General features: G+C 69.8%; 19 protein-coding genes. 9 read left to right on the forward strand and 10 right to left on the reverse strand.

What is annotated here, in order from left to right; genetic code table 11:
• The first annotated feature begins 71 nt into the window (after positions 1 to 71).
• Positions 72 to 1,592, forward strand: a complete 1,521-nt coding sequence (locus ACIHFB_RS37330) for a hypothetical protein (RefSeq protein ID WP_400129240.1) — start codon at positions 72 to 74, stop codon at positions 1,590 to 1,592.
• Positions 1,593 to 1,602: 10 nt separating this feature from the next.
• Positions 1,603 to 1,968 (forward strand): hypothetical protein, encoded by a 366-nt coding sequence (locus ACIHFB_RS37335; protein WP_365282440.1) that lies wholly within the window; start codon positions 1,603 to 1,605, stop codon positions 1,966 to 1,968.
• 69 nt (positions 1,969 to 2,037) lie between these two features.
• Here the strand turns inward: ACIHFB_RS37335 and ACIHFB_RS37340 are convergent, their stop codons facing one another.
• Complete coding sequence (locus tag ACIHFB_RS37340; protein WP_365282441.1) at positions 2,038 to 2,535, reverse strand: SRPBCC family protein; 498 nt, start codon at positions 2,533 to 2,535, stop codon at positions 2,038 to 2,040.
• Positions 2,536 to 2,682: 147 nt separating this feature from the next.
• On the opposite strand from ACIHFB_RS37340, the gene argC reads away from it, so the two are divergent.
• From argC to ACIHFB_RS37365, 5 genes are read left to right on the forward strand one after another with little or no spacing between them, the layout of a single operon-like run.
• The gene (gene argC, locus ACIHFB_RS37345; RefSeq protein ID WP_400129241.1) at positions 2,683 to 3,711 is read left to right on the forward strand and encodes an N-acetyl-gamma-glutamyl-phosphate reductase; all 1,029 of its coding nucleotides are present in this window, start codon (positions 2,683 to 2,685) and stop codon (positions 3,709 to 3,711) included.
• Positions 3,708 to 4,859 carry a bifunctional glutamate N-acetyltransferase/amino-acid acetyltransferase ArgJ gene (gene argJ / locus ACIHFB_RS37350; RefSeq protein ID WP_400129242.1) on the forward strand — a complete coding sequence of 384 codons (1,152 nt, stop codon included), beginning with the start codon at positions 3,708 to 3,710 and terminating at the stop codon, positions 4,857 to 4,859. Before argC ends, argJ begins: the two co-directional genes overlap by 4 nt.
• Positions 4,856 to 5,764 carry an acetylglutamate kinase gene (gene argB / locus ACIHFB_RS37355; protein ID WP_365282444.1) on the forward strand — a complete coding sequence of 303 codons (909 nt, stop codon included), beginning with the start codon at positions 4,856 to 4,858 and terminating at the stop codon, positions 5,762 to 5,764. Before argJ ends, argB begins: the two co-directional genes overlap by 4 nt.
• On the forward strand, positions 5,761 to 6,963 hold the full coding sequence (locus tag ACIHFB_RS37360; RefSeq protein WP_400129243.1) for an acetylornithine transaminase: 1,203 nt from the start codon (positions 5,761 to 5,763) through the stop codon (positions 6,961 to 6,963). Before argB ends, ACIHFB_RS37360 begins: the two co-directional genes overlap by 4 nt.
• Positions 6,964 to 6,970: 7 nt before the next feature.
• Complete coding sequence (locus ACIHFB_RS37365) at positions 6,971 to 7,510, forward strand: arginine repressor (RefSeq protein ID WP_365282446.1); 540 nt, start codon at positions 6,971 to 6,973, stop codon at positions 7,508 to 7,510.
• A gap of 147 nt (positions 7,511 to 7,657) precedes the next feature.
• Here the strand turns inward: ACIHFB_RS37365 and ACIHFB_RS37370 are convergent, their stop codons facing one another.
• The 9 genes from ACIHFB_RS37370 to ACIHFB_RS37410 form a co-directional block, all read right to left on the reverse strand.
• Positions 7,658 to 8,395 (reverse strand): FAD:protein FMN transferase, encoded by a 738-nt coding sequence (locus tag ACIHFB_RS37370; RefSeq protein ID WP_400129343.1) that lies wholly within the window; start codon positions 8,393 to 8,395, stop codon positions 7,658 to 7,660.
• A 64-nt stretch (positions 8,396 to 8,459) separates the two neighbouring features.
• On the reverse strand, positions 8,460 to 9,620 hold the full coding sequence (locus ACIHFB_RS37375; protein ID WP_400129244.1) for an FMN-binding protein: 1,161 nt from the start codon (positions 9,618 to 9,620) through the stop codon (positions 8,460 to 8,462).
• Positions 9,621 to 9,684: 64 nt separating this feature from the next.
• Positions 9,685 to 11,067 (reverse strand): ferredoxin reductase family protein, encoded by a 1,383-nt coding sequence (locus ACIHFB_RS37380; protein WP_365282449.1) that lies wholly within the window; start codon positions 11,065 to 11,067, stop codon positions 9,685 to 9,687.
• Positions 11,068 to 11,197: 130 nt separating this feature from the next.
• Positions 11,198 to 11,818 carry a hypothetical protein gene (locus tag ACIHFB_RS37385; protein ID WP_400129245.1) on the reverse strand — a complete coding sequence of 207 codons (621 nt, stop codon included), beginning with the start codon at positions 11,816 to 11,818 and terminating at the stop codon, positions 11,198 to 11,200.
• The gene (locus ACIHFB_RS37390; protein ID WP_400129246.1) at positions 11,815 to 12,198 is read right to left on the reverse strand and encodes a hypothetical protein; all 384 of its coding nucleotides are present in this window, start codon (positions 12,196 to 12,198) and stop codon (positions 11,815 to 11,817) included. The genes ACIHFB_RS37385 and ACIHFB_RS37390 overlap by 4 nt, the downstream gene beginning before the upstream one ends.
• Positions 12,191 to 17,149: a caspase family protein gene (locus ACIHFB_RS37395; protein WP_400129247.1), complete on the reverse strand. Its 4,959-nt coding sequence runs from the start codon at positions 17,147 to 17,149 to the stop codon at positions 12,191 to 12,193. The genes ACIHFB_RS37390 and ACIHFB_RS37395 overlap by 8 nt, the downstream gene beginning before the upstream one ends.
• Before the next feature lie 100 nt (positions 17,150 to 17,249).
• A complete protein-coding gene (locus ACIHFB_RS37400) occupies positions 17,250 to 17,948 on the reverse strand; it encodes a L,D-transpeptidase family protein (RefSeq protein WP_365282453.1) in 699 nt (232 codons plus the stop codon).
• A 3-nt stretch (positions 17,949 to 17,951) separates the two neighbouring features.
• On the reverse strand, positions 17,952 to 18,539 hold the full coding sequence (locus ACIHFB_RS37405; RefSeq protein ID WP_400129248.1) for a pyridoxamine 5'-phosphate oxidase family protein: 588 nt from the start codon (positions 18,537 to 18,539) through the stop codon (positions 17,952 to 17,954).
• A gap of 128 nt (positions 18,540 to 18,667) precedes the next feature.
• Positions 18,668 to 19,546, reverse strand: coding sequence for a hypothetical protein (locus tag ACIHFB_RS37410; RefSeq protein WP_400129249.1), 879 nt, complete (start codon positions 19,544 to 19,546; stop codon positions 18,668 to 18,670).
• Positions 19,547 to 19,753: 207 nt separating this feature from the next.
• On the opposite strand from ACIHFB_RS37410, the gene ACIHFB_RS37415 reads away from it, so the two are divergent.
• Both ACIHFB_RS37415 and argH read left to right on the forward strand, forming a co-directional pair.
• The gene (locus tag ACIHFB_RS37415) at positions 19,754 to 20,950 is read left to right on the forward strand and encodes an argininosuccinate synthase (RefSeq protein ID WP_365282456.1); all 1,197 of its coding nucleotides are present in this window, start codon (positions 19,754 to 19,756) and stop codon (positions 20,948 to 20,950) included.
• Positions 20,951 to 21,048: 98 nt separating this feature from the next.
• Positions 21,049 to 22,479 (forward strand): argininosuccinate lyase, encoded by a 1,431-nt coding sequence (gene argH / locus ACIHFB_RS37420; RefSeq protein WP_365282457.1) that lies wholly within the window; start codon positions 21,049 to 21,051, stop codon positions 22,477 to 22,479.
• Positions 22,480 to 22,561: the final 82 nt, after the last annotated feature.

Genomic DNA, 22,561 nt, shown 5'->3' on the forward strand with positions numbered 1-22,561 from the left:
GGATCCTGGACACTCCGCGCGCTGTACGGTGGACTCGGGTGCGTGGGAGTGCCTACCCCGGGGGAACGGAAATGGTCGCGATCAAGCCTAGTATTCTTCCCGTCTATCTGCCTGATCTCGTCACCCGTCGCATGTGTGCCACGGCCCACCTTGATGCGGGGTTCGCGCGGGAAGTGATCGAGGAATACGCGGAAGACGGCCTCAATGCCGTAGGACCCGCCCTGGGGGTGAATCTCGTCGCGGTGGTGCGGCACGCGCGCCTCGCCGAGGAGCGGGGGATCGCCCGTGATCGCAAGCTGGCGGCACTGCTGGGTCTGCTGCTGGCGCTGCTGGTCTCCGGCGGCGCACTGCTGGCCACAGGGAACGGGACACTCGGCCTCGCCTGCCTGGCCGCCTCCGCCACGGTCCTGCCCGGGGCGTGGCTGGTCGTCTTCCGGAACGGGTGGGCCGCCCGCTCGATGGCTCTCGCGCTCAGGGACGACCTTTCACCGCCGCAGAGCCTCGCTCCGCCTCTGCCCGCTCAACTCGAGCGACGGCTGGACGATTTGAAGCGGGTCAACATCATTCCGTATCACGCCGACGCGGAGGCCAGGACCCCGTTTGTCGGCAGCGGCTGGCGGATCTCCGAATCCGTGTGGGCGCCCGTGGACGTCAGCCGACCTGCCAAGGGCCCCGCGGGCCAGATCCTCAAGCCTGTTCCCTTCGACGTGTGCGATCTCCATCACCACTTGGCCCAGCGGCTGCCGGGGGTGACCGGTCTCGGCAACCTCAAAGCCGACAGCCGGCTCTATGTCCGGGGCCTTCATGTGGTCGACCTCGGCCCGGAAGTGCTTCCCGACCCCCTTCGGCAGCCCCTTGCCGTGATCCCTGACGCTCTGGTCCAGGAGGGGGCCGACAAACCGGGTGGCGGCATGGAGACCTACCTCAGTCTGCGAGCCTTCAGCGGCGGCGGAAAGGTCGTGGTGTCGGTGCACCTGCGTGCACAGCTCCACTGGCCGCAGCTGTCCTGGGAGGTCGCCGCCTATGTACTCCCGCCGCTCGGGGAACGCTTCGACGAACCGCCGTGGCTCGCGGGGACCCGTGCCCGGCTGAAGGCCAGAACCGCCGCACACGCGGTGCACGCAACGAGCGAGGCACTGCTTCGTTCGTGGTCACGGCTCGGCGGAAGGTCTTGGCACCGGGCCCTTCGGCGGCGTCGGCTGACGCGGCTGCGCAAGGAGATCCGTAAGGACTACGGCCGCTACGACTACGGCGCCAGGAGCAGCCTGCGTGAGCAGGCCTCCGCCTGGAGCCGCATGGGGTACAGCGAACTGCGTGACGCGCAGATCTACTTCAAGAGCATCGTGCAGGCGACGCTGACCTGTACCGAGTCCTTCCTGACGGAACACCACATCGACGCCTCCGACCTGCGGTCCCAGAGGCAGCAGATCATCCGCGAGCAGGTCTTCAACTTCAACGGGGTCATCCACGGCGGAGTGCAGGCCGGCTCGGAGAACCAAATGACCGTCAACGGGCCGGTTCCACCACCGGGTGGCGGAACCGGAGCGGGCGGCCCGTCTCCCGAAGGCGGACCGCCCGCTCCCGGCAACTGAAGGAAGACACATGAGCGACATCTCGTTCTCCGGTCCGATCCACGGACCGGTGCAGGCCGGTGACCACAACAACATGACGATCCACGGAGCGGACTTCGGCCAGGTCCCCGACCCGTCGGTGCCCGACCCCGAGCGAACGGCGGAGGCCCTGCGCCTGACCGTGGAACTGCTGCGGCTGGTCGGCACCGAGGGCGGTCCGGTGAGCGTCGCGGCCGAGTCGCTCAACTCCGAACTGGATCGTTCCGTTTCGGCAGGCGAACCCGTCGACCGGACCAAGGTCGGCCGCTGGCTCGACACCATCAACGGTGGTTTCGCCACAGGTAGCGGCGCACTGGCACTCGTCGAGGGCATCCGCCAGGCAGTCTTCGGACCGTGACGAACATCGACGGAGGCCAGCTGGGCACAGCACAGACTGCGGGTGGCCGGACCGCACCGATCGATTCGCTCACGCCAGGGACTCGAAATACGCCTTCTGCGCGGGGAAGTAGTCGTTGAAATCGGGCCGGGGCCCGCCCGTGCGTGAGGCGGTGAGCATGTCGAGGTAGTACTCCCAGCCGGCGCCGATCGATCCGAGGTCCTCCGTGGACGTGAGGTGGTGGACGAGCCGCAGCTCGGTTGTCCCGGTGGTCTCCGTCTGGGCGAGCAGCAGCTCCAGCGACCAGGAACCGGCTTCGTCCTGCGCCGACAGCGCCAGCCGGCGCGGTGGCTCGCAGGCCTCGATCCGGAGCGGGCTCCAGGGCGCCTCCTCCTCGAACACCATCTGCACTTCGACGGTGCGCCCGGGGGCCGCCTCGCCACGCCACGGTCCGAACCAGCGTGCCGTGCGCTCGGACTCGGTGACGCTCGCCCAGACGTCGTCGACCGGGGCGCGGTAGGTGCGGGTGATGATCAGGTCGAAGCCCGCTGGAGTGGGAACGAGCTGACCGGTGGGCTCGGGAGTCATGCCGTGTCCTCCTGTCGGCCTGCTGTCGGCCTCCTGTGACTGACAGCATGAACGTATCCCGCCGGTGACAGGGCGGCCCAGGTGGATCACGGGATTGCATAAAAGTGCAGCGAAACGTATAGTCATGCCATCCAGGAGGAGGATGTCATGGCGGTACGTGCGGCGGTGGCCGGAGCGAGCGGGTACGCGGGCGGGGAGCTGCTGCGGCTGCTCCTGGCGCACCCCGAGGTCGAGACAGGCGCACTCACCGCGAACTCCAACGCCGGTCAGCGGCTCGGCGCGCTCCAGCCGCACCTGCTGCCGCTGGCCGACCGTGTGCTCCAGGAGACCTCGGCGGACGTTCTCGCCGGGCACGATGTCGTCTTTCTCGCGCTGCCGCACGGACAGTCCGCCGCCGTCGCCGAGCAGCTCGGCCCGGATGTGCTCGTCGTCGACATGGGGGCCGACTTCCGGCTGAAGGACGCGGCGGACTGGGTGCGGTTCTACGGCTCCGCGCACGCCGGGACCTGGCCCTACGGCCTGCCCGAACTGCCGGGTGCCCGCGCGGCGTTGGAGGGGTCCAAGCGCATCGCGGTACCCGGTTGCTACCCGACCGCCGTCTCGCTGGCCCTCTTCCCGGCGTACACGGCGGGCCTCGCCGAGTCCGAGGCCGTGATCGTCGCCGCCTCCGGCACCTCCGGCGCGGGCAAGGCGCCCAAGCCGCATCTGCTGGGCAGCGAGGTCATGGGCTCCATGTCGCCGTACGGCGTCGGCGGCGGCCACCGGCACACCCCCGAGATGATCCAGAACCTCAGCGCGGCCGCCGGCGAGCGGGTCTCGGTGTCCTTCACGCCGACGCTGGCCCCGATGCCCCGCGGCATCCTCGCCACCTGCAGCGCGAAGGCGAAGGCCGGGGCCACCGCCGAATCCGTGCGCGCCACCTATGAGAAGGCATTCGCCGACGAACCCTTCGTGCACCTGCTCCCCGAGGGGCAGTGGCCCGCCACGGCGTCCGTCCACGGTTCCAACGCCGTTCAGGTGCAGGTCGCATTCGACGAGGCAGCGGGCCGCATCATCGCGATCAGCGCCATGGACAACCTGACCAAGGGCACCGCGGGCGGTGCCGTCCAGAGCATGAACCTCGCCCTCGGGCTCGACGAGACCGCAGGGCTTTCCACGATCGGAGTCGCACCGTGAGTGTCACGGCAGCACAGGGATTCACGGCGGCCGGGATCGCCGCCGGGATCAAGGCGAACGGCAACCCGGACCTGGCCCTCGTGGTCAACAACGGGCCCCGCCTCACCGCCGCGGGCGTCTTCACCTCCAACCGCGTCAAGGCCGCGCCGGTGCTGTGGTCCGAGCAGGTCCTCAAGGGCGGACAGGTCTCCGCCGTCGTCCTCAACTCCGGTGGCGCCAACGCCTGTACGGGTCCGAAGGGCTTCCAGGACACGCACGCCACCGCCGAGAAGGTCGCGGACACGCTCGGTCTGAACGCCGCCGAGGTCGCGGTCGCGTCCACCGGCCTCATCGGGGTCCTGCTCCCGATGGACAAGCTGCTGCCGGGCGTCGAGACCGCCGCCGAGGCCCTGAGCGAGCACGGTGGTGAGAAGGCCGCCATCGCCATCAAGACCACCGACACCGTCCACAAGACGTCCGTTGTGACCAAGGGAGGATGGACCGTCGGCGGTATGGCCAAGGGCGCCGGCATGCTCGCGCCGGGCCTCGCCACCATGCTGGTCGTCATCACCACGGACGCCGAACTCGACGGCGACGTACTGGACAAGGCCCTGCGCGCCGCCACGCGCACGACCTTCGACCGCGTCGACTCCGACGGCTGCATGTCCACCAACGACACCGTGCTGCTGCTCGCGTCGGGCGCCACGGGGATCACCCCGGGGTACGACGAGTTCGCCGAGGCCGTCCGCGCCGTCTGCGACGACCTGGGCCAGCAGCTCATCCGGGACGCCGAGGGCGCGAGCAAGGACATCAAGGTCGAGGTGGTGGGCGCCGCGACCGAGGACGACGCCGTCGAGGTGGGCCGCTCCATCGCCCGCAACAACCTCCTCAAGTGCGCCCTCCACGGCGAGGACCCCAACTGGGGCCGCGTCCTGTCCGCCATCGGCACCACCTCCGCCGCCTTCGAACCCGACCGGCTGAACGTCGCCATCAACGGCGTATGGGTGTGCAAGAACGGCGGCGTCGGCGAGGACCGGGACAAGGTCGACATGCGCTACCGCGAGGTCCACATCGTCGCCGACCTGGCCGCGGGCTCCGACACGGCCACCATCTGGACCAACGACCTGACCGCCGACTACGTCCACGAGAACAGCGCATACTCGTCATGAGCACTACTCGTAAGCACACCGCCCTGCCCAAGGCGCAGATCCTCATCGAGGCGCTGCCCTGGCTGACCCGGCACAACGGCAAGACCGTCGTCATCAAGTTCGGCGGAAACGCCATGGTGAACGAGGACTTGAAGGCCGCCTTCGCCCAGGACGTCGTCTTCCTGCGACAGGCCGGCCTCAAACCGGTCGTCGTGCACGGCGGCGGCCCGCAGATCAGTGCCGCCCTCGACAAGCACGGCATCGTCAGCGAGTTCAAGGCGGGCCTCAGGGTCACCACCGAGGACGCCATGGACGTCGTACGCATGGTGCTGGCCGGACAGGTACAGCGGGAACTGGTCGGACTGCTCAACCTGCACGGGCCGCTCGCCGTCGGTCTCACCGGCGAGGACGCGCACACCATCACCGCCACCAAGCACCAGCCCCGGATCGACGGCGAGCTCGTCGACATCGGGCGGGTGGGCGAGATCACCGAGATCGACACGGGCGCGATCGAGGCACTGCTCGCCGACGGCCGTATCCCGGTCGTCTCGTCGATCGCCCGTAGCCAGGACGACGGACATGTCTACAACGTCAATGCTGATACGGCGGCTGCGGCACTCGCTGCTGCGCTGGGCGCCGAAACCCTCATGGTCCTCACCGACGTCGAGGGCCTCTACGAGGACTGGCCGCACAGCGACGAGGTGATCAGCCGCCTCACCGCTTCCCAACTGGAGAAGCTGCTGCCGGAGTTGTCCTCCGGCATGGTGCCGAAGATGGAGGGCTGTCTGCACGCCGTGCGCAACGGCGTGACCACCGCCCGCGTCATCGACGGCCGGGTCCAGCACTCGATCCTGCTGGAGATCTTCACGGATGAAGGCATCGGCACGATGGTCGTGCCGGACGAGCCGGAGGGGGATGCCGTATGACCGCCAATCAGGAACTGACCGAGCGGTGGCAGGACGCGCTCATGAACAACTACGGCACCCCGCGGCTGCCCCTCGTGCGTGGCGCGGGCGCGAAGCTGTGGGACGCCGACGGCAAGGAGTACGTCGACTTCGTCGGCGGCATCGCCGTCAACGCGCTCGGCCACGCCCACCCGGCGGTCGTCGAGGCCGTGAGCAAGCAGATCGCGTCGCTCGGCCATGTCTCCAACCTGTTCATCGCCGAGCCGCCGGTCGCGCTCGCCGAACGGCTGCTCCAGCTCTTCGGCCGGGACGGCAAGGTGTTCTTCTGCAACTCCGGCGCCGAGGCGGTGGAGGGCGCGTTCAAGATCGGGCGGCTGACCGGGCGGACCCACATGGTCGCCACCGACGGCGGCTTCCACGGCCGCACCATGGGCGCACTCGCGCTCACCGGACAGCCCGGCAAGCAGGCCCCCTTCCTGCCGCTGCCCGGCGACGTCACACACGTTCCGTACGGCGACGCGCAGGCACTGGCCGCCGCGGTCACCGAGGACACGGCCCTCGTCATCATCGAGCCGATCCAGGGCGAGAACGGCGTCGTGGTGCCGCCGGCGGGCTATCTGAAGGCGGCGCGCGCCATCACCGCCGCCACCAGCAGCCTGCTGGTCCTGGACGAGGTACAGACCGGTGTCGGGCGTACCGGGCACTGGTTCGAGTACATGGCCCACGAAGGCGTACTGCCGGACGTCATCACGCTCGCCAAGGGCCTCGGCGGCGGACTGCCGCTGGGCGCGACCGTGGCCTTCGGGCGGGCGGCCGAGCTGCTCCAGCCCGGCCAGCACGGCACGACCTTCGGCGGCAATCCGGTCGCCTGCGCGGCCGGACTCGCCGTTCTCGACACCATCGCGAACGACGGATTGCTGGAGAACGTCAAGCAGCAGAGCGAGAGGTTGCGGGACGGAATCGAGTCGCTGAACCACCCGTTGATCTCCCATGTCAGGGGTGCGGGCCTCCTGCTGGGTATCGTGCTCACCGAGCCACTCGCGCCGCAGGCGCAACAGGCGGCTCAGGACGCCGGTTTCCTGGTGAACGCGCCCGCCCCCGATGTCGTACGACTGATGCCGCCCCTCACCCTGGGCGACGACGAGGTGGACGCCTTCCTCGGGGCGCTCCCCGGGGTCCTGGACGCGGTGGCCGACGGGGACGGACGATCCGGAGAATGAGACGACCATGAGCCAGGCGCAGGATCACGAGCACCCCGTGGGGCCCGCCGTGCCGCAGACCCGCACCGCGCGTCACCGCCGGATCGTGGACATCCTCAACCGGCAACCGGTGCGGAGTCAGAGCCAGTTGGCGAAGCTCCTGGCCGATGACGGGCTGACCGTCACTCAGGCGACGCTCTCCCGGGACCTGGACGAGCTGAACGCGGTGAAGATCCGCAACACCGACGGTGACCTGATCTATGCGGTGCCGAGTGAGGGGGGTTTCCGGACGCCCCGTGCGCCGCTGGGGGAGTCGGCGAAGGAGGAGCGGATGCGGCGGCTCTCCGCGGAGCTGCTGATCTCTGCGGAGGCTTCGGCGAACCTGGTTGTGCTGCGGACTCCTCCGGGGGCCGCGCAGTTCCTGGCCTCGGCGATCGACCAGGCCGAACTGCACGACATCCTCGGGACGATCGCGGGTGACGATACGTTGCTGCTGATCAGCCGGAATCCTACGGGTGGGCAGGCCTTGGCGGATCATCTGCTGAGGTTGGCTCAGAACGGGCACTGAACGGGCGCTGAGGGGGGTGGCGGGGGTTGGCTGCCGGGTGCGGGTGGGTGGGGGCTGGTCGCGCAGTTCCCCGCGCCCCTTGGGGGCGGACCAGTTGCCGTCAGTCTGCGGGACCCCGTCAGCGCCGGGTTGCGCGGCCCACCCCCGTCAGCCGAGCCGCGCCGCCAACCCCCCAGTGCACCGCACCTCGTCCCCGGCGGTGATCAGCAGCGCCTCCACCCCCGGCAGCGACTCCAGCCACCGCAGCCCCGCCCGCGAACCCATCGCGAACGCGGCGGTGGCCCAGCAGTCCGCCCAGGTCAGGGAAGGCCCCACCACGGTCACCGCCACGAGGTCGGTCACGGCGGAGCGCCCGGTGCGGGGATCGACGATATGGGCGCCGCGCTCGGCGGTCCCGGACGTGGCGACGGCCAACTCCTCCGCACCGGCCGCCGACACGACCGCCGCGAGGCCACCCGGCCGCAAGGGATCCGCGACCCCGACCCGCCAGGGCCGATGCGGCCCGGGCGTACCGAGCAGCTGGACATCGCCGCCGCCGTTGACGCTCACGCCGCTCGCCCCGACCGCCGCCAGCGACCGTGCCGCCCGTTCGACGGCCCACCCCTTGACGATCCCGGTCGGATCGAGCTGACCTTCGTACGACGTGCTGAACCAGCCCTCGCTCACCCGCTCCGCCTCGGTGGCCAGCTCCAGCACCTCGGCGACCTCCGGATCGCAGTCACCGACGCTCAGCTCACCGCGCGCCAGCCGCGACACCTGGCTGTCCTCGCGGTACGTGCTGAACACCTCGTTCACCCGGTGCAGCCCGGCGACGGCCTCCTCCAGCGCCGCCTTGACCGCACCGGGATCCCCGCCGCGGACGTCGAAGGAGAAGACGGTCCCCATGACCTCCTCCACATGACGCACCGCGGCGGGAGCTGCTGCCGATTCGATGGGATCGGCCACTGCCTCAGACACCGGCCTCATCCAGCGCCGACTGGAGGGACTTCTTGTACCCGGCGCTCGTGTAGGTCGCCCCGGACACCGAGTCGATGTCGGCGCTGCCCGCGGCCACCGTCTCCTGGTTGAGCTTGGGCACCGCGTTGTTGGAGACCTGGGTGCTCCGCCCACCGCTGGGCGCCTGTACCGCCGCAGCCTGGATGATCTTGCCGTTGCGCAGCGTGATCCGGACCTGAACGGGCCCGTACTCCGTCTGCGAGACCTTGCCGGTGACGGTGCCGGTTCCGTTGCTGACCCCGCCGCTCGCGCCCTGCCCGGCACCGGCGCCTGCACCGGCGGTGGCACTGGGGCTGGGGCTGGCGGCGGCACCTGCGCCGGCCTCCGCCCCGGTGCCGGACTCCTCGGCGGGCTTGACCTTGTCCAGCGCGGACTGGAGGGACTTCTTGTAGCCGGCGCTGGTGTAGGTCGCGCCGGAGACGGCGTCGATGTCGGCGGTCCCGGCGGCCGCCGCGGCCTGGTTGAGCTTGGGTACGGCGTTGCCGGTGATCTGGGTGCTCTGGCCGCCGCTGGGCGCCTGCACCGCCTCGGCCTTGGTGATCTTTCCGCCGTTCACCGTGATCCGGACCTGTACGGGTCCGTACTGCGTGTCGGCCACGTCACCGGTGACGGTCTGGGCCTGTGCGGCGCCGCCGCCCGCGTCCTGCGCCGAGCCGCCCTGTGCCGCTGCCTTGTCGAGCGCGGACTGGAGGGACTTCTTGTAGCCGGCGCTGGTGTAGGTCGCGCCGGAGACGGCGTCGATGTCGGCGGTCCCTGCGGTCACCGCGGCCTGGTTGAGCTTGGGTACGGCGTTGCCGGTGATCTGGGTGCTCTGGCCGCCGCTGGGTGCCTGCACCGCCTCGGCCTTGGTGATCTTCCCGTCGCTGACGGTCAGCTTGACCTGCACGGGTCCGTACTGCGTGTCGGCCACGTCACCGGTGAACGATCCGGAGCCGATCGCCTGGGCGCCGCCCTGGGCGGACTCCTGTGCGCCGATCGACTGGCCCGGTGCAGCGCCGCCCACCGACTCGGCTCCGGAATCCGACCCCGGTTTGAGCGACAGCAACAGCACGATCCCGGACACGGTGGCGGCGCCTGCGAGCACGACACGCCGAAGGGGATGGGTCTTCCTCATCGCTCCTGAGCTCCTGATTCCCGAAGATTCCCGAAGTTTTCCGTGGGTCCGACGATTCCCGTCGTCACATCTCGAACGACTCGTGATGGATACGGCGGGCGGGGACCCCCGCGCCGCGCAGTGCTTCGTACACGCCCTGTGCGAAGCCGGGCGGCCCGCACATGAAGACGTCGTGGTCGTCGATGTCCGGCAGCTTCTGGCGCAACCGCTCCGCCGAGATGTCCGGGCGTTCCCCGTCGGGGGAGTTGACGGCGTACATCAGCCGGGCGCCCCGCTCGTCCGCGATGGCGGCCAGCTCGTCCCACAGGGCGAGATCCTGCGTGCTGTTGGCCCGGTAGAGCAGGGTGATGTCACCGGAGGCTCCGGGCAGCGTCTCGAACAGCGCCCGCATCGGGGTGATGCCGACTCCGCCGGCGACCAGCAGCACCTTGCCGCGGCTGCGGCGCTGGGCGGTCAGCGCGCCGTACGGGCCCTCGGCCCACACGCGCGTGCCGGGCCTCAGTTCCCGCAGGCGGGCGCTGTGGTCACCGATCGCCTTGACCGTGATCCGCAGCATGTCCGGCCGCGGCGCCGCCGACAGGGAGTACGGGTGCGAGCTGAACCGCATGCCGGGCGCCAGGAACCGCCAGCGGAAGAACTGGCCGGCCTCCGCGCCCATCCGGTGCAGCTTCCGGCCGCCGATCAGCACGGACACGATCCCGGGCGTCTCCTCGATGACCGCCTCGACCCGCATGCGGTGACGCATGTTGAGGCGGATCGGGGTGAGGATCCGGTACCAGATCACCAGGGCGGTCACCGTGCCGTACAGCCCGTACCAGACGGTCTTCGCGAGCGGCTCGACGACGAACTCGTTGCCGGTGGTGAGCTGGTGCCAGAACGTCAGGAACACCGCCGCGTACGTCAGCAGATGGACGTGGTACCAGGTGTCGTACGGAATCCTGCGGCGGATCCCGCCGATCGAGATCAGCCCGATGAAGAACAGCAGACCGGTGCCGATGGCGGCCTTGCCCATGTCCGGCAGCTGGTTGATCGAGTCCATCGTCTGCTGGACGATGTCGCCGAGGCCCTTGCCTGCCTGAAGGGCGTAGCCCCACATGATCAGGAAGACGTGGGCGACGGTCAGACAGAGCGTGTAGCGGCCGCTCATCGCGTGCCAGCGTGCCACTCGGTCGGAGCCCACCCGGCGCTCCAGTGCGGGCACGCGGGCCATCTGGAGCACGACGAGCGCCATGAGATAGCCGGCGAGCAGGCCGGTGATACGGCCCGCGGCGAGGATCTTGGCGTTGGTGTCGCCGATGGAAGGGGTGTTGGACCACCACAACCACAGCACACCGGCCGCACCGGCCCAGACGGCGAGCAACAGCAGGGTCGCCGGTGAGCGGCGCGGACGAATGCGGCGCATCGTCTGGCGTCGGGCGGCGCGGCCGCCTGCGAGCGTGCTGGTCACGGTTCCTCCGTGGACGGGCTGTGGCCTTGGCCCACAGATACGTGCCGCGACGGCAGTGTGTTCAGAGTCCGGTGGAGTCCCGTGCGATGGATGCGACTGGCGGTAACCGTCGCTGGTCGTCCGCGGCGGCTCACCCTTGCTCGGGGCAGGAGGTAACGGGTGTCACCGAGGTCACGACGGTGTCGGGCAGGGTGATCCGCTCGCGGTCGCCGCCCTTCCCTTCGACGCCGAGTACGACGGCATCGGGCCCCGAGGCCAGGAAGGCCCCGCACCGGTCACCGGTCGTCGTGCCGACGCGGACCAGATGATCCGGAGCCGACTCGGTCGTCGACCAGGCAACAGCGATCGCGGCGACCGTGAAGACGATCCCGGCACAGCAGCAGAGAGCGGCCCGGTACAGGGACCGGGTGACCCGGTCCACCTCACGAACGGTCCAGCGACGCAGCGCCTGACCGCCCATCAGCCTGGACCTCTCGTCCATCCGGCCGTGCGCGGCCCGGGTCGCGAGTACGGAACCGGCGACCAGGAGGAGGAACGCCAGAGCCACCAGCCCGGAGGCGACATTCCTCGCCGCCGTGGGCAGCTGGGCCAGATCGTCCCTGCCCTTGAGCACCACCAGGACGGTGAGCAGTGCGGCCAGGCCGGAAAGACCGGAGCGCCAGCCCTCCGCCTGTCTGCGCAACTCCCCGAGCTGCGTGAACTCCAGTGCATCGGCGAGCAGGTCCCATCGCCGGTCGGACTCCAGACTCACGGGGCCTCGTTCCTCGAGAGGGAGCCGAGCACCCAGCTGGCACCGCAGCCCGCATGGCTGGCGTGAACGCCGGACGGCCGGTTCGGGTGGGGGTGCCCGCAGGCACAGAAGTACCGCTCGGCCAGCAGTACCTCTTGGTCCGTCGCGGGTTCGGGGGGCGTGCCCCGGAGCCACGAGGGCAGCCCTTTGGTCCCCGTGCCGGGCATGACGCGCCGGATCTCCCGCCTCGTTCTGCCGTGGCACCGGGGGCAGGGACCCTCGACGACGACGCCGAGACCGTCCGCCGAGTCGCGCCAGGTGAAGGGGACCGTCGTACGGCCGATGTCGGTGTCGGCATAGAGGGCGTCGAAGTCGTGGCTGCGGGACGGATGTTCAGGCATCGTCCCCCTCCAGGCGCAGGTCGAACATGGCGGAGTACAGGCGCAGCCGTCCTCTGATCCAGTCCTCGGTCTCGTCGGTGGCCTGCGCGGCGAGTGTGATGTGCCGCGCCGTCACCAGTCCCTCCACCGCAGGCAGTACGCCGTCGAAACACCTGCTGAGCAGGGCGAGGTCCTGCCACAGGGGGACCACGCCAGGCACGGGCGGCAGCGCGACCGGGACCGGCAGAAGGGGAATGTAGGGCTCGATGCGGCGGACCAGGTCGGGGAGCGGCTCGCCCAGCCGGGCGGCGAGGCTGACCAGGTCGAGGGGAGTGAGCGGCTGGTCCGGGCCGCTCACCCGGTACTCCTCGTCGAGAGCGGCCAGGTCGTGCCGGGTGGGGGGAGAGTCGGGCAGCGCTTCGGCGGCGGCCTGGGACAGCTCCGGCACGAGGGCGCCGAGCGGACGCAGCGCGGCCAGCCGTGCATAGGCCGCAGCGGTGCCGATCTTGAGTTCTGCCGCGAAATCGGCCAGCGAGAGGGGCGTGAGCGGTTGCCATTCGCTCGGCAGGTAGTAACTGTGCGCCTGGCGCTGATCCGTGAGGGCGCTGCACTCCTCGGCGGAGGGATGGTGATCGGCGAGTTCCTCCGGGAGCACGGGCACGGTCAGACCGAAACGGGGCGCCTCGCGCTCGGCGATCCCCCACACCTCGCGCAGGGATTCGTGCAGGAATCCGGCGGACTGGAAGAGGGAGGCCGTGGTCAGCCGGTCCGTGGGCCAGTTCTCCGTGTCGCTGGAGGCCTCTTTCCCCGACAGGACGAAGCGTGTGCGCAATGGGAGATCCCGCCAGGCGAAAAGGGGAGTGAGGTCGTCCGGGACGGCGACGCCCGCGGTGCGCAACTGCTCGACGGCGTCGAGGAATCTGTTCTCGACGCCGGTCCATGGCCGGGCTGCCCGCCCCAACTGCTCCAGTCCGACACGGTCCTCCAACCCGTGACTGTCCCCGAGACTCGTGTCGATGACTTCGACGACGTAGGGGGCGGGGACGACCTGTGATGCGAGCGAGTCGTGGGCGTACTGCCGCTCGTGGATCATGCCGAGACGGGCAGCCGCGTGCGCCAGGCACTCCTCGGCCTCGCCGAGACTGATTCCCCGACCGGACGCCAGGTCGAACGTCGCGGTCCAGGGCAACGTGTCGTGCCCCTCGCTGTCGACGCGGAGACGACTCTGAAGAACGGCCTGGACATCGGCCTCGAGTTCCGCCCAGGCGGTGACCTGTTCGGCCGGGGGAGCAGTCCAGCCGAGCCACTCGAAGCGGGAGAGCGCGGCCAGGATCTCGGAGGCCGGCAGCCCCAGGTGCCGGCTGGTCTCCTGGACGTGCTCCGGTGTGCTCACCCGGCTGAGACTGGTGCTGTACACGTCATTCCTGGCGAGCACCAGCCGGTCGATGTCGTCGGCCGTGCACACGTATTCCTCGTGATGTGCCGGGACGGCCGGCCAAGGCGTCTCACGGCCCAGGCAGGCATAGCGGGCGCACCGTCGGACGACCTCTCCGAGGGGCAGCGCCAGCCGCTCGGAGGCGAGCACCACGCCGCCGAGGTCGTCCGGCCCTCCCGGTCCGTCGCTGACGATGCTCCAAGGATTGGAGAATGCCTCGATGATGGCGCGGTCGCCCCCGTCCGGAACCTGGGACGGAACCTCTCCGGTGATCGGCGGCGGCGCCTGCCGCTTGTGGGCCGGGCGCAGCCGCCGCCTCCGATTGATCACCTCGGCCACCGTCAAGCGCCGTTGCTCGGCGTGCGCGACCACTCCCCACCAGGTGTTGGCGATCCCCCAGATGTCGGCGTCTCCGGGTTCTGGAACCGGATAACCCTCCACGCTCAAAGGCTGTGCTGTTTCGCCCGAGCCCCGGGCGAGCGCGAGAGCGGCGGCTCTCCATGGTGCGATGTATCGGAGCTCCATGTCGGTGTCAAAGGGCTCGCGGTCCCTCCCCCAGCGCTCGAGAATCGGTTGATCCAGACGGAACCAGCCCTGCACATCGAGGGAATGTACGTCCGACGCGCCCCTGCGTACCGTCATCCCCTGGCCGCGCCATTCGTCGTGCAGGGCGGTGGCGGCGGGCAGTTGGTCGCTTTCCAACTGCCACAGCCACTCCATGGTGAGCTCCGGCCACCGGGCGAGGGCGGCGGCCCCCGCGCGCCAGTTCTGCTCGGCCCAGGAAGGGTCGTAAGCCTGGAGTTCCTTCCGGTTCACGCTCAGCCGCCCCGCGTGCGGGCCGGTCAGGTTGAGTACGTAGCCGAACGGCTGCTTGTCCGTGGCGATGCCGTCGCACAGCACAGCGCCGCGCCCGGGCACCCACCACAGCACGTCCGGGACGGCTTCGAGTGCCTCGGCAACCGCGCCGGCTTCCTGGTGCAGCACACGAGGAGCCCATGTGCGATCGAGACCGGACGCGTCACACACCCGCAGTGCGAACTCGCTGACCTGGACCAGCTCGCGCAGCGTCTTCACGCACGACAGTCCGTCGGTGACGGGGCCGTCGCGCAAGTACAGGCGGACGAGGGTGCCGCCGCCCGACATGCTGTCCCCGGCCCCGTCGTGACGCTTGATGCGGAAAAGACTGCCGCTGCTCGGAATGTCGACCTGGAGCGCGTGTTCGTCGGGAATGCCCTCCTGGTTGACCTGACGAGTCACGATGGTCATCTCGTCGGCGAGCATGAAGTAGCTGAACACCCCGATGCCGAAGCGGCTGTTGGGGTAGAGCCGTAGTTCGGGGTCGTGGCGGAGCCAGCGCGACTGTTCGCGGCGGAAGGCCTTCGACTGCTCGAAACGGCTACCGGCCCGGGTGAACGTGTACTTCAACTGCTCGGCGCTCATGCCCACGCCGTTGTCCCGGCACTCCACAAAGCGGCCGCGGGCGTCCTCGCCCTGTCTGATGGTGATGCGGCCGGACCAGTCGTCCGGGTTCATGCCCATGCTCGTGAGGTACTTCCAGCGCATCGCACGGTACCGGCACGCGTCCATGGCGTTCTGGTACAACTCGCGCAGGGCGAGCTGGGGTTCTCCGGAGTAGAGCTGCTCGCCCATCAGCAGCTCGCGGACCTCGGTCTGGGCCAGGCGGAAGCGCAGCAGGGGCGTCTCGTACGCCAGAACGTTGCCGACCTGGGTGGGCCCCACCCCTCGCGGGGTGACCTTTCTCGGCACCGCTGCCAGCAGTCCTGCCTCGGAGGCCGGCCGTGTGTCGGCCAGCGTCAGGACCTCCTCGGCGATCTGGTCCGCCCGCTCGGCCACCTCGGTCAGCGCGGCATGCAGGGCCTGGTGCGGGCAGAGTGCGTCGAGATGCAGCGCGTCGTGGTCCTTCTCCCAGGCCAACTGGCGGACGATCGCGATGACTTGGTGCGGCTGTACCGGGTCGCTCACGGCCAGGTGCTCGGCCACGATCTCGGGGAAGGTGCGCACGTCCACGGCGAGTACGGCAGCGAGGCGCAGCAGCGCTGCCAGTGGCTGGATCCGCAGTGTCTGGTGGTTGCCGTTGAGGAGTACCTTGCCGCGGGCGTGCAGGTGCGTGTCCTCGCGTGGTTCGGGCAGCCCGATGGCGGCGGCCGCCGAGCACAGCAGCTCGGACAGCTCCTTCACCCGGCCATCCTCCCTGTCCTGACCGAGCAGCAGCGAGGCGAGATCGTCGGCCGGACCGACGGGCACCGGGGAGCTGTCCGTCTCGAAGCGCTCGGCGATCCAGCGGTGCACCAGCCACATGGTCACGGTTGTCGCGTCCTGCTCGCGGCCACGAGCACGGCAGTCGGCCACTTTGCGGGCCATGCGCGCGTACTGGTCGATGACCTGCTCGTAGTGTCTGCGATCCTCGTTCGGCAGGGTCTGCGGGTCGAGGGTGAGGGGATCGGCCTCGGCCGCACGGCTCAGTCGGTCCGCCCAGGCGGCCTCGTGGAGAAAGGGGGCGGCCACCAGGACCGCCGCCTCCACGGCGGAGAGCGTGACGGTGTCCGGCAGCAGCCGCGGCAGCCGATCGCCGAGCAGACGGATGGGGAACAGGTCGTCGACCCATGGATCCGGCTCGGGCATGCGCTTGCGGGCCGTGTGGAGTGTGTCCGCGCAGCCCTTCACCCACGTCTCCAAGGACTGCAACAGACCCGGCACGCAGGCCTGCTGGCTCTCCTCGACGCGCTTCCACAGCGGGCAGCTCCGTACGGCGTCGCGCCAGGCCTCCAGAAGTTCCTGACCCTCGCAGATCTCCGCCGCCCGGGTCTCCGCCTCCAGGTTGGTGCCGTACCGGATGGTTGCCAGCTGTGGTACTCGATGCCGGTTCGCCTCGGTCTGCGCCGCCTGCCGGGCCATCGTGAAGACGCTCTGGACGGTGCGCGCGGATGTCATCGAGTCCAGGGCCTCGACGAGTCCTCCGGTGAAGAAGCTGCCCCGGGGGGTGAAGCCACTGAGTTCCCCGGGCGAGCAGCCGGTCATCACGGCGAATCCTCCGTGCGGCGGACCGTTGTCGATGCTGTTACCGAAGGGCACGCCGTCGTCGGGCATCTCGGTACGGCAGGCATCGATGAGCCAGAGGACCGTTGTCGCCCTACATCTCTTGAGCAGGGGGCTGATCTTCGCCGGCAGCAGCGAGTCGATGTACGGCTCTTCCCAGTTCCCGTCCTCGGGCGGGGTCACGTCCCACGGGACGAGGAAGTCATCCGTACCGACACGGATGCCGTGGCCGGTGAAATAGAGCAGCAGCGTGCCGCCCTCGGGCGTGGCCCCGGCCACCTCGCTTATCGTCGCCCTGATCCGGGAGCGGCCCGCCTCCGCGTTGTGCAGGGTCCGCACCTCGTAGTGCGAGTCGTGGAGCACCGACTTCATCCGCGTCAGATCAGCCGCCACGGCCGCGTCGAGCGATTCGGCGCCCGATGGTGCCGCGGGTGTGTCCCCGACCCCGACCAGCAGTGCCCTGCGTGCCGAATGCCCCATGTCAGTCCCCCCTTTTCGGCGTCAACATGATGGCACCGCAGACGGGCAACGTGGAGGGGATACAAGGAACCTGACGAGGGTTCAGCAGCGGACGGGAGGGTCAGTACCGCGTGATCGCCGTCGGCCCGCTCGTCGTCCCGATCGCGAGGTGCGGCCTCTGGCCCGGATCGGCCCATTGGAGGATCCGTCGCATCGCGTCCGCCGGCACCGACACACAACCGGCCGTCGCCCCGCGCCCGTTGACATGCAGGAAGATTCCGGCCCCGCGGCCGCGTACCGGCTTGCCGTAGTTGAAGTCGACGACGAGTGCGTGTGCGTACTGCGCGGCGTACGAGATCAGATGCTCGGACTCGGCGGCCCGGCAGTCGGCGGCGAGGGGCTCGGTCCAGCGGTTGTAGGAGCGCGAGTCGTTGTCCTGGCACCAGTAGGAGTTCTGGTGCACGGGACGGTACTTGTACGTCGTCCCGGGCGGCGCCGCTTTGATGCCGAAGGCGTACGGCAGTCCGTACAGGCCGGTGGGAGTGGTGTTCGTGCCCTGCTTGCGCGAGGCGCCCTCGGTGAGGCCGTTGGCGCCGAAGCGGGCCGCGGCGGAACCCGTCTTCACCCAGTGGCCGTCGCTCAGGTCCCACCAGGTGACCGTGCCCGTCGTGGCGCCGATGCGGGGTGCCACGGCGGTGATCAGCTGGGTGCCGCCGCCGGTGGCCGCCATCCGCGCGGGCAGCGGCGGGGCGCCGCCGGGCGCGGCGGCGAGCATGAGGAGGGACGAGGCGGCGAGGGTGGCGACGACACCGGGGCGCATGGCTCAGACGCTAGACGGCGGCAGCGGCAACGGCAGCCCGGGTAGGCCATCCAGGCTGGTTGCGATGTGATCCTTCTTCTGGAAGTAGGCGCTGAGCGAGGCGTCGTCCTCGCGCGCGAAGCGCTTGCCGTGCAGATCGCGGTCCTCGTCGTACGTCATGAGGGGCACCGCGTAGCCGCAGCTGTCCCGGATGAGCTCGGCGGTGACGACGATGATCGCGCGCAGCCCGTGCAGCGTCGGGTCGATGTCCGGGAAGTGGGAGAGGAACTCCTGGAAGCGGGGGTCGTCGCGGAAGACGGGCTCGCCCCGGCCGTGCACGCGGACGATGTTCGGCGGGCCCTGGAAGGCGCACCACATGAGGGTGATCCGGCCGTTCTCGCGCAGATGCGCGACGGTCTCCGCGTTGGAGCCCGCGAAGTCGAGGTAGGCGACGGTGTGTTCGTCGAGGATCACGAAGGAGCCCTTGAGGCCCTTGGGGGAGAGGTTGACGGTGCCGTCGCCGGAGAGCGGGGCGGTCGCGGTGAAGAAGAGGGGCTGCGCCTCGATGAACGTACGGAGTCGGCCGTCTATGCGCTCATAAGTCTTTCCCATGCCTAAGGATTATGGGCGCAGTTAGTTCGCCTGTCTAATGAATTGAATACTCCGGTTGCGCGGAGGACCGCGTGGACCGTGGCCGCCCCGGCCGGCGCTTGCACGGGGCGGCCACAGCGCCTGTCACGTCACTGGGTGACCGTGCAGGCGGCCAGGGAGTCGAGGCCCTCGGGCTTCTCGGCGGTACGGCCGATGGAGATCGCGATGCGCTCGATGGCAGCGGTGCGCTTGCTCGCGAGCGGGCCCACGATGGCGTTCTGCACGAAGTTGGGGCCGCCCTGGCCGACGGTGTCGACCAGCCGCTGGTCGGCCTCGGCGATCTGCGTGTCGAGCAGGGCCAGGTTGCGGTCCACCTCCGCCTGCGCGGAGGCCGGGATCTCCGGCAGCTGGGAAGCGACGTCCGGGCAGCTGATCGTGCCGACGCCGGTGTTCCCCGCGTCCTCGCCGGTGTCGGTGCCGCCGGCCCCCTCGGTGGCCGTGTCGCTCGGCGTGGCCTCGACCTCCTCGCCGGCTCCCGCCTCGTCACCGGCGCCCGCCTCTTCGCCCGCCCCGCCCGCTGCACCGTCGGCGCCGAGCGAGCAGGGCGCCAGCGCGTCGAGACCCTGGGGCTTCTCGGCCGTGCGGCCGATGGCCGTGGCGATGCGGTTGACGGTGGCGATGCGCTTGTCCTCGAGCGGTCCGAGGATGGCGTTCTGGACGAAGTTGGCGCCGCCCTGGCCGACGGTGTCCACGAGCCGCTGGTTGGCCTCGGCGATCTGGGTCTGGAGCAGGGCCAGGTTGCGGTCGACCTCGGCCTGGGCCGAGGCCGGGATCTCCGGCAGCTGGGACGCCACGTCCGGGCAGGAGATCGTGCCGGGGCCCGCCAGCGTGCGGGCGCTGTCGTTGCTCTTGGACGTCTCCCCGGCTAGGGCGGACTGGGCGATCACCGCGCCGGTCAGCACGACCGCGGCGGCGCCGCCGATGAAGGCGACGCGTCGCTTGTTGTACTTCGGAAGAGCCCTGGACATGCGGATGCCTCACTCGGGTCGGGTGACTTGGTTGTTGTGCGGAGTTGATTGCGGTGTTGATTGCGGAGTTGTCTGAGGACGCGGCGCCTGCGTCGGCGAGAGATACGGGAAAGCGGTTTCCACCGTTCAAACCACTCCGGGATTGACGAATCATGCAGACTCCTGCATACTCATGCATGACAGGGAATGCACTGTAAGGAGAAACCCGTGACCGAGCGCGTCGTACTCGCCTACTCAGGCGGACTGGACACCTCCGTCGCCATCGGCTGGATCGCCGAGGAGACGGGCGCCGAGGTCATCGCCGTTGCGGTCGACGTCGGCCAGGGCGGCGAGGACCTGGACGTCATCCGCAAGCGGGCACTCGCCTGCGGTGCGGTGGAGGCCGAAGTGGCCGACGCCAAGGACGAGTTCGCCGAGGAGTACTGCCTCCCGGCGATCAAGGCCAACGCCCTCTACATGGACCGCTACCCGCTGGTCTCCGCCCTCTCCCGGCCGACGATCGTCAAGCACCTCGTCGCCGCCGCCCAGAAGCACGGCGCCACCACGGTCGCCCACGGCTGTACCGGCAAGGGCAACGACCAGGTCCGCTTCGAGGCCGGCATCGTCGCCCTCGCCCCCGACCTCAAGTGCATCGCCCCGGTCCGCGACTACGCGATGACCCGTGACAAGGCGATCGCGTTCTGCGAGTCGAAGAACCTCCCGATCGCGACCACCAAGAAGTCCCCGTACTCCATCGACCAGAACGTCTTCGGACGCGCCGTCGAGACGGGCTTCCTGGAGGACATCTGGAACGGTCCGATCGAGGACATCTACGAGTACACCCAGAACCCGGCCGTCCAGCGCGACGCCGACGAGGTGATCATCTCCTTCAAGGAGGGCGTCCCGGTCGCCGTCGACGGCAAGCCCGTCACCGTGCTCCAGGCCATCCAGCAGCTCAACGAGCGCGCCGGCGCCCAGGGCATCGGCCGGATCGACATGGTCGAGGACCGGCTCGTCGGCATCAAGTCCCGCGAGGTGTACGAAGCCCCGGGCGCGATCGCGCTGATCACCGCCCACCAGGAGCTGGAGAACGTCACGGTCGAGCGTGAACTCGCCCGCTACAAGCGGCAGGTCGAGCAGCGCTGGGGCGAGCTCGTCTACGACGGCCTGTGGTTCTCCCCGCTCAAGCGCGCCCTGGACGGCTTCATCGACGAGGCCAACCAGCACGTCAACGGCGACATCCGGATGACCCTGCACGGCGGCCGCGCCGTCGTCACCGGCCGGCGCTCCGAGACCTCGCTGTACGACTTCAACCTGGCCACGTACGACACGGGCGACACCTTCGACCAGGCCGCGGCCAAGGGCTTCATCGACATCTACAGCATGTCGTCGAAGATCGCGGCACAGCGTCAACTGCGGGCGTAGCCCGACGTGACCTCGCGTAAGCAGTAGCGTGATTGCCGCCTCCCCGCTCGCGAGTGGGGAGGCGGCGGCATATCCGTATCTCTCTAGGAGCAACGCAAGTGAGCAGCAACAGCGGTGACGTACGGCTCTGGGGCGGCCGTTTCGCCGACGGTCCCGCCGAGGCCCTGGCGAAGCTGTCCGCCTCCGTCCACTTCGACTGGGTGCTCGCGCCCTACGACATCGCCGGTTCGCGTGCCCACGCGCGCGTGCTGCACAAGGCGGGCCTGCTCACCGACGACGAGCTGACCCGGATGCTCGCCGGGCTCGACCAGCTGGAAGCGGACGTCGCGGACGGCTCCTTCGTCGGCACGATCGCCGACGAGGACGTCCACACCGCCCTGGAACGTGGCCTGTTGGAGCGCCTCGGCCCCGATCTCGGCGGCAAGCTGCGCGCGGGCCGGTCCAGGAACGACCAGGTCGCGACCCTCTTCCGGATGTATCTGCGGGACCACGCCCGGATCATCGGCGGGCTGATCGCCGACCTCCAGGACGCGCTGATCGGCCTCGCCGAGGCCCACCCGGACGTGGCGATGCCCGGCCGCACCCACCTCCAGCACGCCCAGCCGGTGCTGTTCGCCCACCACGCCCTGGCCCACGTGCAGTCCCTGTCCCGGGACGCGGAGCGGCTGCGTCAGTGGGACGAGCGGACGGCGGTCTCCCCGTATGGCTCGGGCGCGCTGGCCGGTTCGTCCCTCGGCCTGGACCCGGAGGCGGTGGCGAAGGACCTCGGCTTCGAGCACGGGTCGGCCGCCAACTCGATCGACGGCACGGCCTCCCGTGACTTCGTCGCCGAGTTCGCCTTCATCACGGCGATGATCGGGGTCAACCTCTCCCGGATCGCCGAGGAGGTCATCATCTGGAACACGAAGGAGTTCTCCTTCGTGACCCTGCACGACGCCTTCTCCACCGGCTCGTCGATCATGCCGCAGAAGAAGAACCCGGACATCGCGGAGCTGGCTCGCGGCAAGTCCGGCCGCCTGATCGGCAATCTGACCGGCCTCATGGCCACGCTCAAGGCGCTCCCGCTGGCGTACAACCGCGACCTCCAGGAGGACAAGGAGCCGGTCTTCGACTCCTGCGACCAGCTCGAGGTCCTCCTGCCCGCCTTCACCGGCATGATGGCGACCCTCACCGTCCACCGCGAGCGCATGGAGGAACTGGCCCCCGCCGGCTTCTCCCTCGCCACCGACATCGCCGAGTGGCTCGTCAAGCAGGGCGTCCCCTTCCGCGTCGCCCACGAGGTCGCCGGCGAGTGCGTCAAGGTCGCCGAGTCCGAGAACAAGGAACTCGCCGAACTGACCGACGACCAGTTCGCAAAGATCTCCGCCCACCTCACACCGGAGGTGCGCTCCGTCCTCAACGTCCCGGGCGCCCTGGCCTCCCGCAACGGCCGAGGCGGCACGGCACCGAGTGCGGTCGCGATGCAGCTGGCAGAGGTGAAGGCGAACGTGGCGGCCCAACACGAGTGGGCCACGGCCAAGAAGCAGTAGAGCCACGCCGCCAAGGGGCGCGGGGAACTGCGCGAGCAACCACGACGTACCCGTACTCGCGAACGCGCCGCACCCCCCGAGC

Origin of the sequence: Streptomyces sp. NPDC051963, assembly GCF_044593495.1 — a bacterium.
In the GTDB taxonomy this organism is placed as follows: domain Bacteria; phylum Actinomycetota; class Actinomycetes; order Streptomycetales; family Streptomycetaceae; genus Streptomyces.

Bases quoted from the DNA above. Each gene is read 5' to 3' on its own strand.
- argB (WP_365282444.1), top strand. From the start codon at position 4,856: ATGAGCACTACTCGTAAGCACACCGCCCTGCCCAAGGCGCAGATCCTC.
- ACIHFB_RS37365 (WP_365282446.1), top strand. From the start codon at position 6,971: ATGAGCCAGGCGCAGGATCACGAGCACCCCGTGGGGCCCGCCGTGCCG.
- ACIHFB_RS37340 (WP_365282441.1), bottom strand. From the start codon at position 2,535: ATGACTCCCGAGCCCACCGGTCAGCTCGTTCCCACTCCAGCGGGCTTC.
- ACIHFB_RS37395 (WP_400129247.1), bottom strand. From the start codon at position 17,149: ATGGGGCATTCGGCACGCAGGGCACTGCTGGTCGGGGTCGGGGACACA.
- ACIHFB_RS37370 (WP_400129343.1), bottom strand. From the start codon at position 8,395: ATGGGGACCGTCTTCTCCTTCGACGTCCGCGGCGGGGATCCCGGTGCG.
- ACIHFB_RS37335 (WP_365282440.1), top strand. From the start codon at position 1,603: ATGAGCGACATCTCGTTCTCCGGTCCGATCCACGGACCGGTGCAGGCC.
- ACIHFB_RS37360 (WP_400129243.1), top strand. From the start codon at position 5,761: ATGACCGCCAATCAGGAACTGACCGAGCGGTGGCAGGACGCGCTCATG.
- argC (WP_400129241.1), top strand. From the start codon at position 2,683: ATGGCGGTACGTGCGGCGGTGGCCGGAGCGAGCGGGTACGCGGGCGGG.
- ACIHFB_RS37330 (WP_400129240.1), top strand. From the start codon at position 72: ATGGTCGCGATCAAGCCTAGTATTCTTCCCGTCTATCTGCCTGATCTC.
- ACIHFB_RS37405 (WP_400129248.1), bottom strand. From the start codon at position 18,539: ATGGGAAAGACTTATGAGCGCATAGACGGCCGACTCCGTACGTTCATC.
- ACIHFB_RS37375 (WP_400129244.1), bottom strand. From the start codon at position 9,620: ATGAGGAAGACCCATCCCCTTCGGCGTGTCGTGCTCGCAGGCGCCGCC.
- ACIHFB_RS37400 (WP_365282453.1), bottom strand. From the start codon at position 17,948: ATGCGCCCCGGTGTCGTCGCCACCCTCGCCGCCTCGTCCCTCCTCATG.
- ACIHFB_RS37410 (WP_400129249.1), bottom strand. From the start codon at position 19,546: ATGTCCAGGGCTCTTCCGAAGTACAACAAGCGACGCGTCGCCTTCATC.
- ACIHFB_RS37390 (WP_400129246.1), bottom strand. From the start codon at position 12,198: ATGCCTGAACATCCGTCCCGCAGCCACGACTTCGACGCCCTCTATGCC.